This is a genomic window from Shewanella sp. SG41-3 (assembly GCF_014164545.1).
GTDB lineage: Bacteria > Pseudomonadota > Gammaproteobacteria > Enterobacterales > Shewanellaceae > Shewanella > Shewanella vesiculosa.
Genome location: NZ_JACJFJ010000008.1, coordinates 111,516 through 124,663, shown reverse-complemented (window position 1 = coordinate 124,663; position 13,148 = coordinate 111,516). Strand labels below are relative to the sequence as shown.

Annotated in this window: 12 protein-coding genes; all 12 read right to left on the bottom strand. The window is 36.3% G+C overall.

Features of this window, described 5'->3' with window-relative positions; genetic code table 11:
- Positions 1–286: 286 nt before the first annotated feature.
- The gene (locus H5164_RS15895) at positions 287–1,642 is read right to left on the bottom strand and encodes an O-antigen ligase (RefSeq protein ID WP_182757062.1); all 1,356 of its coding nucleotides are present in this window, start codon (positions 1,640–1,642) and stop codon (positions 287–289) included.
- On the bottom strand, positions 1,642–2,343 hold the full coding sequence (locus tag H5164_RS15890) for a hypothetical protein (protein ID WP_182757061.1): 702 nt from the start codon (positions 2,341–2,343) through the stop codon (positions 1,642–1,644). The genes H5164_RS15895 and H5164_RS15890 overlap by 1 nt, the downstream gene beginning before the upstream one ends.
- A gap of 3 nt (positions 2,344–2,346) precedes the next feature.
- Positions 2,347–3,081: a tyrosine-protein phosphatase gene (locus tag H5164_RS15885; protein WP_182757060.1), complete on the bottom strand. Its 735-nt coding sequence runs from the start codon at positions 3,079–3,081 to the stop codon at positions 2,347–2,349.
- Positions 3,078–5,336 (bottom strand): polysaccharide biosynthesis tyrosine autokinase, encoded by a 2,259-nt coding sequence (locus tag H5164_RS15880; RefSeq protein ID WP_182757059.1) that lies wholly within the window; start codon positions 5,334–5,336, stop codon positions 3,078–3,080. The genes H5164_RS15885 and H5164_RS15880 overlap by 4 nt, the downstream gene beginning before the upstream one ends.
- Positions 5,336–5,872, bottom strand: coding sequence for a polysaccharide biosynthesis/export family protein (locus H5164_RS15875; RefSeq protein ID WP_182757058.1), 537 nt, complete (start codon positions 5,870–5,872; stop codon positions 5,336–5,338). Before H5164_RS15875 ends, H5164_RS15880 begins: the two co-directional genes overlap by 1 nt.
- 7 nt (positions 5,873–5,879) lie before the next feature.
- Positions 5,880–7,091, bottom strand: coding sequence for an outer membrane beta-barrel protein (locus H5164_RS15870; RefSeq protein WP_182757057.1), 1,212 nt, complete (start codon positions 7,089–7,091; stop codon positions 5,880–5,882).
- A gap of 572 nt (positions 7,092–7,663) precedes the next feature.
- Positions 7,664–9,064, bottom strand: a complete 1,401-nt coding sequence (locus H5164_RS15865; protein ID WP_182757056.1) for an undecaprenyl-phosphate glucose phosphotransferase — start codon at positions 9,062–9,064, stop codon at positions 7,664–7,666.
- A complete protein-coding gene (locus tag H5164_RS15860; RefSeq protein WP_182757055.1) occupies positions 9,057–9,311 on the bottom strand; it encodes a hypothetical protein in 255 nt (84 codons plus the stop codon). The genes H5164_RS15865 and H5164_RS15860 overlap by 8 nt, the downstream gene beginning before the upstream one ends.
- Positions 9,308–10,072, bottom strand: a complete 765-nt coding sequence (locus H5164_RS15855) for a WecB/TagA/CpsF family glycosyltransferase (RefSeq protein ID WP_182757054.1) — start codon at positions 10,070–10,072, stop codon at positions 9,308–9,310. The genes H5164_RS15860 and H5164_RS15855 overlap by 4 nt, the downstream gene beginning before the upstream one ends.
- Positions 10,073–10,128: 56 nt before the next feature.
- On the bottom strand, positions 10,129–10,923 hold the full coding sequence (locus H5164_RS15850) for a hypothetical protein (RefSeq protein ID WP_182757053.1): 795 nt from the start codon (positions 10,921–10,923) through the stop codon (positions 10,129–10,131).
- Complete coding sequence (locus tag H5164_RS15845; RefSeq protein ID WP_182757052.1) at positions 10,920–12,140, bottom strand: EpsG family protein; 1,221 nt, start codon at positions 12,138–12,140, stop codon at positions 10,920–10,922. Before H5164_RS15845 ends, H5164_RS15850 begins: the two co-directional genes overlap by 4 nt.
- A gap of 12 nt (positions 12,141–12,152) precedes the next feature.
- Complete coding sequence (locus H5164_RS15840; RefSeq protein ID WP_182757051.1) at positions 12,153–13,139, bottom strand: glycosyltransferase family 2 protein; 987 nt, start codon at positions 13,137–13,139, stop codon at positions 12,153–12,155.
- Between the last annotated feature and the right edge of the window lie 9 nt (positions 13,140–13,148).

Sequence of the window (13,148 nt, the reverse complement as noted above, 5' to 3'; positions counted from 1 at the left end):
ACTTCGTCGTTCCGGTATTACTACCAACTACGTCGTTCCGGCAATGCTTTTAAGCCGGAATCCAGGTGTTGGCTTTAAGTATTCAAGACAAAAGTCAAAAGAAACACCTGGATCCCTGATAACAGATCTCAGGGATGACGAGCGGGTTGGGCAAAGCCTAATATGTAGAACCTAGAACCTAAGACCTAGGGACCTAAAAACTAAGAAACATCTGGATCCCCGATAACAGATCTCGAGGATGACGAGCTAAAAAATGATGTAAATAAACAAGAACAGAAATAGCGGCCTACCTAACCTTTTTCTGTGTATCAGAAGGTAAATAACGCACTAACCAGCACAAGGTTAAGATGGTTAAAAAGAGTAAGGTGTTGGAAGGCGACTGAAGATTAAAATCAACAGAAATATGCAGTAGCATATGCACAATAGCCATTGCACAACCAAAGGCGACACCTTTATAGAGTTTATTGTTGCGTAAATACATGGTTCGGCACGCCAACCAAAATGCATACAACACCCATAACCCTAAAATAGCTGTCATCACCACGCCGTACTCCACTACAAATTGTACATATTCATTGTGGGCATGATCATAAAAGCCAGAATAGAACTGCGGCTGGTATTGTGGAAATACGGTGTAAAAACTGCCGCCACCTGTGCCGGTGAACAAATGCTCTTCAATAATTGGAATGCTATCAATCACCACCTCATCACGAGTTTCTGACGCAAATGAAGTATCGTCTAAACGCTGCTTGAGCTTATCAACGCCAAAAATTGAACCGACAATCAACAAATCGAGAATAAAAATACTCACCACTAGAGGCTTAAACAAGGTAGGTGGACGACGGTAAATAAACATCGACAATAAAGACACAAGGCCCAAGGCGGTAAAAAATCCGGCATTGCCCATGCGTGAGCGACTTAAAATTAACCCAATCACCATGATGATGATGGCTAAACGTAAAATAAGTTTACGGCTGAATAATGTCGACAATAACCCAACGATGATGTCTCTAACGTCATGATCATTTTTAGTGGTCTTTAATTCAGATAGCAGCCAACCAAACGCGATAGAAAGACATAACGCCAAATAATTAGCAAAGTGATTTTGATAAACAAACGAACCTCTTGCTCTATCGCCGTCGTGGTAACCAAATATAGGCGATACATCGAGTTGTAATAAATGAATCAAGGTACCATAAAATGCTTGCAAGCAACCTGAAACGATAATCGCAATCAATAACCAACGAAGCGCTCGAGCATGTTGAAAGTATTGAGTTAATAACAGAATAAACAGGCTATAACAGAATGTTTTTAATAGTTGCTGAGCAGTTTGATAAGCATCAACCGTATTAATCGCGGGCATCCAATTCAAGATCTGCAAACACAAATAGGCCAGCATTATTCCGGTTGGGATCAGTAAATGTTTTTGCCAACGATATCGTAATAAGAGTGCATTATGTTTAAAACAATACACCACATGGCTAATCGCAAGCACTACGATAACAAACTCTAAAATGGCTAAGGCCCAAATACGATTACTGCCTAACGGAATTGGCATCCACACAATCAATGCGCATATTGCCAATATCATCACGCGATCAAACACCCCAAAAGACTGAGAACTACGTATACGATCATCCATTACCGGCACATATCCTTTTCAATCCAAGTAATATCATTTTGGTTAACACCCACAGGTAAGTACTTGAAGTAGGTACATATAGTCGGTGTTAATTGATATTGTAAGGCGAGTATTTTTAAATCATTGCGCATAGTCCAATTAGCCATTGCAGCAATTTTTGCAGTGCTAAACACCAACTGTTTTTGCGTCGCCGTTAAAGATGACCAATGAGCAAACCCTATCGCTAATATTTGATGTAACACTTCAGGTGTATAAGGGCCATAGTGGAGGGCCTGTTGTAAATAAGGCCAAGCTGCTGCTAAGTCATGCTGAATAAAGGCTAGATTATAGGCATAATCGCTATAAGCATTTGGCCATGTTGGTCGTTGATTAATCGCATCGCGGTAAAGCTGATTAAAAACCTCATTATTGGGGGTAACTAATTGTGAAAAAGCCCCCCACTCCATCACCTTCACTAGCGTGAGCAAATAATGCGGATTCTGATCATCAATTTTAACCGCATAGTCGGCAGCCAATAACGCATTCGAATATTGTAATGATGTCGGTGTATTGCCACTTTGCCACTGATCAACGTAAAAACGTGATTTAAAATAGTAGGCATTGGCCAAACCTTTCTGTAACAAAATAGGCAATAAGCCCAGTAGGACTAAAATAATGAGTGCGTATGTCACACGTCTTGCTGACCAGGTCATCTTACTCATTCACTACCTCGCCAGTTCAAATAATGAACTAGAAATACTATCTGGCATTGCTGTCGTCATCGAATAAGCATAGTCCTCATCAACTAACTGACGTATGGCATCATAGGCTAAGGCTAACTTAGGCGGGCGACGATTTAACGAATGACAATCGGATGCAACAATCGAATACAACTTGCGTTTAAGAAGATATTCACTCAATTGCTGTGGGATAGGCCCCATATCACCAATCAGAGATGCGGCGGTTAATTGCAACAAACACCCAGCCTTTACAAAAGGCATAATCCGATCCGGATGTGCTTGCAACTCTCTGTTTCGCTCAGGATGAGCGATCATTGGCAATACATCGTGGGCAAGTAACCACTGGATCAGTTTATCGGTACCCGGCGGAATATGGCTGCTAGGCAGCTCAAGCAGCAACACATCTTTTTTCTGGTGACGGCCTAAAAAAGGCAGTTGCTGTTGTTCAATAAACTGCAAAATCTCAGGCGTAATGCGCACTTCTGCAGCCACGCAAACTTCGATATTAAGATCAGTTAATGCTAATGCATCCGACAACACACCATAAGCGTAATGGATCGTTTGCAAATTATTGTCAAAAACCCCTAAATGAATATGAGGGGTTGCCACCATACGAGTTACCCCTTGCTCGACGGCTAATGCTATCAAACCAAGGGCTTCATCAATTGATTTAGCCCCATCGTCGATATTCGGCAATATATGGCAATGTAAATCTATCATGCCTTAGTGCTATCCTTACCTGACTGGTTATTATCCTTTATGGAATAGTCTGCACCATAGGCTTGATAGTAGCCATAATCCCCTTGATAACGTTGTGCATCTTTAGTGTTAAATTGATTTAACACTACGCCAAACACTTTACTGCGGGCTTGGTTCAACTTAGCTAAGGTTAACTTAATTGCTTCGCTACGGGTATGACCGGCTTTAACAACCAATACTGTGGCATCGCACAAGGACGTGATAATTAATGCATCACTAACCGCATGAACCGGCGGGGTATCGATAATAATTTTACCGTATTGGGTTTTAAGCTCGGTGAGTAATTCAGCAAATTGAGCTGATGCTAATAACTCTTGTGGATTTAATGGCACAGCACCCGCTGGCATCACATCCACATTAGGCTTAACATCTTTTACAATACAATGCGGCACACTGTCGGTACCCGATAACACATTAGCAAGCCCTGGCTGATAGGTGGGTAATCCAAAGCGCATACCTAGGCTAGACTTACGTAAATCAGCATCGATAATTAACACTTTTTCCATAGTGGCATAAGCAAAAGCGATATTCATTGAGGTAGTGGTTTTACCTTCATTTGGATTTGACGAGGTGACTTCAATCGTAGCAAGTTCACTGCCCATGGCCATTAATGACATCGATGTCCGAATGGTTCTAACCGCCTCAGCATGTAAAGGCAAACTCGCATCATAAAAAGCAAAGTTGACCTCTTCGTAACTAGTACCTTTTTTCGCTTTCGGTACATAGCCTAAGGCGCGTTGCGATAATAGTTTCTCAACATCATCACTGGTTTTTATAGTGTCGTTTAATGCATCCAGCACTAATACTAATACAATAGCAAAACCTAAACTTGCCATAAATGCCAAAATAACAATCACTTTCTTTTTAGGCTTTTCAGGTAATAACGGCACAACGGCACGATCAGTAAAACGTGCCACTGGTGAGTCAAAATCACCGGTTACAGCAGTTTCTTTTTGACGAGCTAAAAAAGTATCAAACAACTGTCTGTTGGTATCAACTTCTCTCACTAAGCGCTGATAATCAGTATCTTTAGTGCTTAAATTTTGAAACGCGCCCTTTGCTTTACTAAACTGGGCCTCTAACGCTTGCAGTGTTTGATCTGCAGTTTGCGCCTCATCCTCAATACCTTGTACTAAACGACTAATTTGTTTGCGTAAATTTTGCTGCACCGTATTAAGCTCAGCTTGGGCAGCAATCATTTTAGGATGTTTAGGACCATACACTTGTTGAAGTTCTGACACTTTGCGTTCAACTAATACAACTTCGCGTTTAACATTTTGAATCGATAAATGCGAGGTCACCTCAGGTAAACTTTCTAAACGACTAATATCTGTGGCACCGTAGCGTTTAACCACTGCCATAAAACTATCTGCCTGGGCTTTACGTGACCTTGCAACAGTAATTTCATCGCTTAAGCGCTCTAACTCTTTGGCGTCTAATGCGGTTACCCCTTCAACATCAACTAAGCCATTGATTAACTTAAATTGCTCTAATCTCTGTTCTGATTCGTCCAGCTTTAAGCGTAAATCCTCTAAGCGCCCACCTAACCACGTATTAACTTTTTGGGTCATACCTAATTTAGCTTCTAACTGACTGACAATATAAGTATCACCTACAGCATTTGCTATCTGTGCTGCAAGCTGTGCATCTGAACTTTCAAAGCTAATATTCACTAGTTGGGTTTTACGCACTGGCGATACATTGATATTTTCAGCAAAGCTATCAATTAATTTATGCTTAGCTATATCCTGGCTAATTTGGCTATCAGCAGTCGAAGCAACTTCTTCAGGGATAAAATTTAACTGCGACTTAAGCTCAGTAAACCAACTTAGCGGCTGGTTAAAAGCTGGATGATTGATTAAATCAAGTTCATTAAATACTCGTTCAGCAATACTGCGCGACTTAATTATTTCAAACTGGGTTAAATAATATTCTTGTTGACCCGAATTAATACCGTACACTTCATCAATTTTAATCGCTTTAGCTTGTTCTGACTCTATCAACAGTGTCGATGTTGCACTGAAAATCGGTGTCATGCTTAGTACCACAAATACGGTTAACGCTGTGACCAATAACGCAAATGCTAAAATGCGCCACTTAAAACGCAACAGCGGCAATAACAGTTTTTTCACATCAATCAACTGATCCATTTGCGTGACTGCAGGACTAGGTAAATTACCTGAGGAAGCACTTTGTCGTCGTTCTTGAAAGCTCATTAAAAAAATCTCTGTTCAATAGTAATGGTATCGCCAGCTTGAATTGGACTATTAATAGTGCCGCGTTCAGACTCGACTTTGCTACCCTCGCGCGAAATGGCTATTTTTTCTTGCGAAGCACGCTCAGTTAAACCACCCGCCAAAGCAATCGCCTGGTTAACAGTCATCCCCGGCTGGTAAGGATATCCACCTGGTTTGTTAACTTCACCATGAATATAAAAAGGCCTATATTGAACCATACCCACAAAAACATTAGGCTCAACAAAATAATCACCTTTTAAGCCGCGATACACTATTTGCTCCACCTCTTTAATGGTTAAACCAATTAAAGTTAATGAGCCTAAAAATGGATAATTAATCGTGCCACTATTAGTGATTTGCGTTTCTAGGGTTAATGCCTCCTCACCATAAACTTTAATCACTATGGTATCACCAGCACCTAATCGGTAACTCTGGGTTTCAGCATCAGCTGTTATTGGCATAGATGCCAATAACAGCATAAAAGTAGCAGTAAAAAATGTCGCTAAATACTTCATGGCGGTCCTATAGGGTCATTTCAGCTTTGATAAAGTAGATATTTCGATCATAAGCATATTGATTGTCTGTTGAATCAATCTCAAATATATCGACACCCGTGTTTAGGGTTAACCAACGGGTGACGTTATAATTAAGGCCAAATTGGTATACTTTACTTTTGTCTTCTCGTTCTACACCAGTATAGTCGTCGTTAACTTGCTTAAAACCAACAGAAGAGGTAAATAGTTCGCTCCATTCGTGATGCCACTGCACCCCATAACTAGTGCCTCTAATGAAGTCTCCTAAACCATTTGGATCTCGACTGGTTCTACCGGTAGAAAGCTCAAAAGCAGAATAGGTTAATGGCGTCCAAGTCATTTTTGCATCCCAGGACAAACCACTGAAATCTTCACGAACATCATTATCAAAGCCTTTACGTTGATAACCGATACCTATGCTACCTTCGGTTGATGCCGTCGCCTGCCATTCAACACCGACTTTTGCAGTATTGGTTGTGCTATCACGATCGCCCGTAGGATCAACAACATCATATGCTGTATTTACGTTTTGAAAATCAATAAAAATGCTGGTAGCAGCCTGAGTATCATAATAAAACGTTGCCCCTAATGTGGTATCAGCATAATTACGATACTGAGTAATAAACTCAAAATTACTGTACTCTTTACTTAAGTATTTAGCATTAACTCGAGCACGAGCTGGCGTGGTTTTTGCGCCATATTCATAATAGCCACCAGCATTTAAAATATCATAAGTATTAGGCTCAGCTTGACCATTGCCACTGTTACCTTCGAAAATACCTGTACCTCGGTCTTCATGACCTGCAATATATGCCGCCTCAATATTGAAGCGATTTGATTGATTAAGCTCAACCTCAGATTTAGCTTTTAACAAACCATCCAAGTAATTATCATCACTGCTGGAGAAGTAATCACCATACTGAATGCCAGCTTCTACTGTATAAATATTATTACCGTCTAATAACTGCGCTTGCACAGCAGGAGTGACAGTTAACACCCAACTACTTAATTCATCCGCGGAAGCATTAGCACTAGTAATGTTGTCATCATATTTAAGGCCACTGTTTAGACCTGGCGTGAAATCAATACCAGACTCAGTGCGGATAACACCAGCTTTGTCATCAGCAGCAAGAGCTGGATTAGCGATCACTATCGCAGCAACCACAGTAGCAATACAACTTAACTTATACGGTATATTCATGCTTTAAATCCTTATAAAATAAATACATGGTGAATAATTAACACCAGCACAAACGTGCCAATGTGTAAACTTTAAAACTGTTGATATATTTTATTTTTTTGTCACTTAATCTTGAATGGAAAACTCAAATATTTGCTGATAAGTATCAGCGTCATCATCAAGACAACAAACGTCATTTCCGCGAGCTACGGTACGAAATCACAACAAATCCCAAGCCTCATAACTCCAGAGGCTCAAACTCCGTTAATTCTGAGGCTCCCGAACCGTCATTCCCGAGTTCTTTTATCGGGAACCCATTCTCAGCTTCAATCTTTAGAGCTCACAGCTACATCATTCCAGATACTCCACTCCGTAAATCCTAAGGCTGCCGCTCCGTCATGCCAAGATTGATAAGTCCGTCATTCCTAAGGCTCCCGCTCCGTCATTCCCGAGGTCTTATATCGGGAATCCATTCTCAGCTTCAATCTTTAAAACTCTATAAGATGATCCTGGGAAATAACAAAATGACCTAAAATAAGCATAACCAGATAGGAAAATGACACGCTATCGAAGTAACTTAATTAAACAGATGACTAATAAGCGTTCTTACCAATAAAACCTTTAAAAAAGGTCATGAATACTATTTTAACATCCCACCAAAGTGACCAGTTACGGATGTAAGCAAGATCGTACTCAATCCGTTTTTCCATCTTGTCCAAGGTATCGGTTTCACCGCGCCAACCATTAACCTGCGCCCATCCAGTAATACCAGGCAATACCTTATGACGTAGCATGTAGTAACTGACTAACTTACGATATTCTTCATTATGTGACACGGCATGCGGTCTAGGACCTACTACCGACATATCGCCCTTAAGCACATTAAAAAACTGCGGTAATTCATCTAACGATGTCCTGCGAATAAACGCTCCTACGTTAGTAATACGGGTATCACCTTTGCGTGCCTGGGTAACCTTGTCAGCATTTTCAGTTACCGTCATCGAGCGGAATTTCCATACCTTAATTTTTCTGCCATCTAAACCATAACGATCTTGTTTAAACAAAATGGCTCCAGGTGAAGATAAATAAACCGCTATCGAAACAGCAATTAATACAGGAGAAATAGCGATAATCGCGCACAGACTAAAAACAATATCGAAGGTTCGTTTATAAAAACGCTTCATACCGTTAACGGGTGACTCAAACACACTCAATGTGTCAATTTCACCCACACAACCGATACGAGCATGCATAAGGTTTTTCAATAAAAAATCAGGGGTAATTAATACATCGACAGTGCTATCGCCTAAAGCCAAAATAATGTCGGCAATACGCTTTTCAGCCAACATAGGCAAGCACACATATAACTTATCAAGTTTACCTGCTATCGCTAATGCGACCGCATCATTAATTGAACCTACTATTAACGATGCATCGAGATTCTCAATACGCATCGGTTCTCTATCGTCATAAAAGCCAACACATTCAAAGCCTAACTCATCATGTTTAATAATTTCATCATATAAGTGTTTACCTGTTTCTGTGAGCCCAACAATCGCAACCTTTTGGACGTTATAGCCCTTTATCCTTCGAATACGTTTAACTTCTCTAACTAATAAACGCCAACTCACTAGAAAAAAAACCGAAAGAAAAAACCAGCCTGCCATAGTAACGCGCGAATAAACTTCGCTATATTTAAATAAAAATACAACTAAGGTCATTAATAAGAAAGCTATGGTCACAGTAATAAAAACTAAACGACACATGGTCGAAAAGCGACCTAAACGCCATGAACGGTATAATGCTAAAGATTCACCTATATAACTGTAAAAAAACAATACACCAACAAGAACCAATAGATAATCTTTATCGAATACCTGACCGTAACCACGCATAATGATTAGCAATGAAACAGTGATGATAATGATATCTATAATGCGTAATAAGAAGTTAGATCGCGTACCGACAAATTGCAGTCTTGATGGACTATCCATTTAACTCACCTAATAAATTATATATATCGGTAACTGATAAAAATCTAGAAACTGCTTCAATGGAATATTTAACAGTTAAAACATAATGTTCTTCATTGTACACAGAAAAAAAAGGTAAAATACCTTGTAGATGATTTAAATTCGTTTGTAACATTAAATAAATACCAAGTAAGGTAAGAAACTGTTGGCAAGAAAAAGACATCAAAAAAGATTTAGTCCAATTAGGAATATAAATAAGAAGAGTCATGTTTCCTCCTTTAAACTAAAAAACCGATTTTTTAAAATATAGAAAAAAAACATTGGTATTCCAATTATATAACGAGAAAATAATCTTTTAGGCTCTACTATAAGCCTATAAAGCCACTCAAGGCCAAACTGACGAAAGAGTTTAGGAGCACGATTAAATCTTTTTGATGAAAAATCGACAATTGCACCTCCACAGATGACTAAAACAGGCCCTAGTGAAACTTTAATGATTTTTTTAGCTATAAGTTCTTGTTTTGGCATTCCCATTGCCAACAAAACTAATGTTTTTTTATCTGATGAGTATTTCTTTGTAAATAAGGACAAATATTCATCGGTATTTTTAAAACCATCAAGTTTTTCAACATTTAAATTGTTAAATAACTTATCGCATCCCAAAGTCAACCACGGCTCCTGTGTTCCAAAAACAAATACATCTGCATCTGGATTAACCTGTAAATAATGAAAAATTAAATCGGGTATAAAATCAGTCCCATTTAAGTTATATCCTGAGTCACAACCATTAATATCACATGCTATTTTCAATCCGACACCATCGCGAAATCTGTAGGTTAACGAATGAAATAGATCATTTACTTCTGGGAATTTATTTATTAAGTTATAAGCGTGTTGATTGACAAAGCCTATTGAAATAGCAGTGCTAGAACTTACCAATTTACTTTTTAAATTTATAACATCTAAAGGTTTAACAAGCGTTAAACCTTTTATCACTGCATCTTTAACGGAGTTATTATCAATAAACATCTAAACGCTTCCTAAACAAATCAACAAAAGTAAATTATGACATTTTACTTTCAACGCTAACTTTTATTAATAAAAAAATCAGAAATTTTTATTTTTTTATTAATAAAAAAAACCAGTCCAACCATAAACTTTCTAATAGTAATCAAAAATAACGAAAGAGATTTAAAGCAATGAATTTTAAGAACACCAAAAGAACCTTTAAAGTAACGATACCTGAACTCAGCAATAGGGTCTCTATGACCAATTAAATTAGCATTAATAAAGACAATTTTTTCTGATAAAAGCATTGCTCTTACAGAAAAATCAGTATCTTCACCACCATTATTGGTACTACCAACACCGAATCTCTCATCAAACATTTTGAGTTTTGAAATTGTATTACTTGCATAAATAGTTGTATTAGACGAAGCATTTTCAACTAACTTATAGGTACTATGCTCCTCAGATATACTAGAAGCCTGAATAGGCTGTGAAGAAAACTTAGTGTAAAAAAGATCTAGGTTATCCCTTTTTGCTAACTTTTCGAACCACCCCCAAAATTCAGATGGATACCAACAATCATCATCAGGAAATGAAACATAGTCATAATTTGTAAATAAACTTAGGTACTTACTAATTAAAAAATTTCTAGCCTTTGATAACGACATGATATGATCAATATAGAAAAATTTTGCGGTGTAATTTCTTGAAAAATCAGATTCTAACTTAATTGCTAAGTTAAAATCCTGAAATAAGACACCATGTTCAAAAACAACATTGTCATGTTGCAAAGACAGGCTGTTAGTAAGCCGAAGAAAATCTGAATAATTCTCTTCATTATAAATACAAGTAGTTAATAACAAAACCTTCATAAATTAATACCTAAATAAAAAATAGGGGAGTCTAGAGCGAAATCAAAAAATGTACCATTGTATGTATAATCGGTATAAGTGAGCTTTAAATTAAAATATGTGAATGCTAAAAAAGTTGAGGAAAATAAAATAAAATAATCTGAATATTTATAGCGACTTAACCTAGAACTAATGTAGTTAAGTAAAATAAAATATACAAGCCATTTAAATGAATCATAAAATGTAAGAAACCTTAATGGTAAAAATGAGCTAGCGTAAGAAAAAGATAAAGCTATAAAAAAAATCAATAAAAATCTATATACATTCCTATATTTTGGATCGTAAAAGAAAACGATTACCATACTAAGAATAAACAATGAAAGGTCAATTAATTGTACAAAGACTCCTCTCGACTTATCATTTAAATTCTCATAATTATCATTTATCTTAAAATATGCGATTACATAAAAAAGAGATAACATACAACTAAGCCACACAACATATTTATAAGAAATATATTTAAGATTGTATAAACAAAACAACAAAATAAGAGCAACCACTATTATAGTTGAATTATGCGTTAATACTGCAAGAACTGAAAATAAAATGCATAATTTAATATTTTTTACATACATAAAATAGAAGCAAATAATCATCAATGAACTTGCCACTTGCTGTCTAATCAAATTATAGGCGTTTCCAAAATCATAAAACACTAACATTTGAAATAAAACTAAAGAAAAGCAAACAAGAATAGAAACTCGTTCCAACTTACAAATACTTATAATAACAAAAGTAGGAATTAAATAAATAAAACAATGAACCCAGAACAAATAAAAAGGATAATATCCATTTGTAAGCTTACTCGATAGATAGACTAATAGATGGTAAAATGGCTCACTAAATTTTAATGAAACATCTGCTAGGTCATCATTACCAAAAGAACTAAAAAAACCAGATTGATAATCAGCAAAGTTTTTAAAATAAGAATAATACCATACTAAATCGTTGCCAAAATGAAAGAAATCTCGATTAAAATTAACAACCATAAAAAAAAAGGTCAAAGAAATAGGAATGGCATATAAAAAATTATAATTTTTAGTATATAAAATTAAAATCGTAAAAAACATAAAGGAAAGAAAAGGAGAAACAAAAGAAAACAATAACACAAGTAAATAAAAAAATAAAAAACCAATATTGCTTTTTCGTTCCGTATCGAGGTGAATTTGATTATTCAATACATTATCCACTTAACGCATACCCTTAATTTTATATGCAATTCTTTTTATAACAAATGGAAATCCGTTAATTGTTTTCAAAGCATAAAAAAGTGATTTCATAAATACATAGATGCAGTTATGGTTATTACCACTTTTATTAAAAAACTTTCTAGTTCCTAAATACCTTTTTACAAAAGTATTTAATCTTGGCATCACTATAAAATAAAAACATAAGAACTTCTTTCTTTCTGTTATTACATTTCTTAAATCTATAAATTCTTTACCGACCAATTCAATTTCATTAAGCAATAGAAACTCATATTTAAATCTAAGCTTAACTGTTTGATATGAACAGGCATTATTAGATATTCTATACTCATCATGATCTACATGAATAAAACTAGGCTTATCGAAATAACATACATTCAATTTATATAAATGTATCTTTAACATTATTACATGGTCTTGGAATTTTTTACAATTATCAAAACCGCCTATCCTTAGTAAAGCGTCTCTCTTTGCCATGATCATAGGTGTATAACAATTACCATCGAGGAGTAAATCAGTTGGTGTTAACCCCCTAAAATAACAGAAGGGTAATTGATATGTTTTTCCATTAAATTTAGAAAACATATCACTGCAACAAATATCGTAATCATTCTGATTCTCAAAAAATTCAAGTTTTTGCAATGTGTCTTCAGCTAGAAGTATATCGTCATCATCAAGGAAAGTAACGACAGCTGTTTTAGCTAGTTCTATGCCTTTATTACGTGCTATACAAGCGCCAGAATTAACATCTAATGCATGATAACTTAAATTACTAGTATAATCGGTGGTGATACTGTCGATTAGGTTTTTAGTTGAAATTTGATTATTCGAATTTAAGCCATTATCATCAATGATGATAATGGCTATTTTAGGATGTAAGCAAGAATATATGGATTGTAAAATCTTATCAGATCTCCCATATGTAGGTATTATAACGGTTAATCTATTTAACATATCACTTTCTAACAAAATTTTATC

Bases quoted from the DNA above. Each gene is read 5' to 3' on its own strand.
- H5164_RS15895 (WP_182757062.1), bottom strand. From the start codon at position 1,642: ATGGATGATCGTATACGTAGTTCTCAGTCTTTTGGGGTGTTTGATCGC.
- H5164_RS15890 (WP_182757061.1), bottom strand. From the start codon at position 2,343: ATGAGTAAGATGACCTGGTCAGCAAGACGTGTGACATACGCACTCATT.
- H5164_RS15885 (WP_182757060.1), bottom strand. From the start codon at position 3,081: ATGATAGATTTACATTGCCATATATTGCCGAATATCGACGATGGGGCT.
- H5164_RS15880 (WP_182757059.1), bottom strand. From the start codon at position 5,336: ATGAGCTTTCAAGAACGACGACAAAGTGCTTCCTCAGGTAATTTACCT.
- H5164_RS15875 (WP_182757058.1), bottom strand. From the start codon at position 5,872: ATGAAGTATTTAGCGACATTTTTTACTGCTACTTTTATGCTGTTATTG.
- H5164_RS15870 (WP_182757057.1), bottom strand. From the start codon at position 7,091: ATGAATATACCGTATAAGTTAAGTTGTATTGCTACTGTGGTTGCTGCG.
- H5164_RS15865 (WP_182757056.1), bottom strand. From the start codon at position 9,064: ATGGATAGTCCATCAAGACTGCAATTTGTCGGTACGCGATCTAACTTC.
- H5164_RS15860 (WP_182757055.1), bottom strand. From the start codon at position 9,311: ATGACTCTTCTTATTTATATTCCTAATTGGACTAAATCTTTTTTGATG.
- H5164_RS15855 (WP_182757054.1), bottom strand. From the start codon at position 10,072: ATGTTTATTGATAATAACTCCGTTAAAGATGCAGTGATAAAAGGTTTA.
- H5164_RS15850 (WP_182757053.1), bottom strand. From the start codon at position 10,923: ATGAAGGTTTTGTTATTAACTACTTGTATTTATAATGAAGAGAATTAT.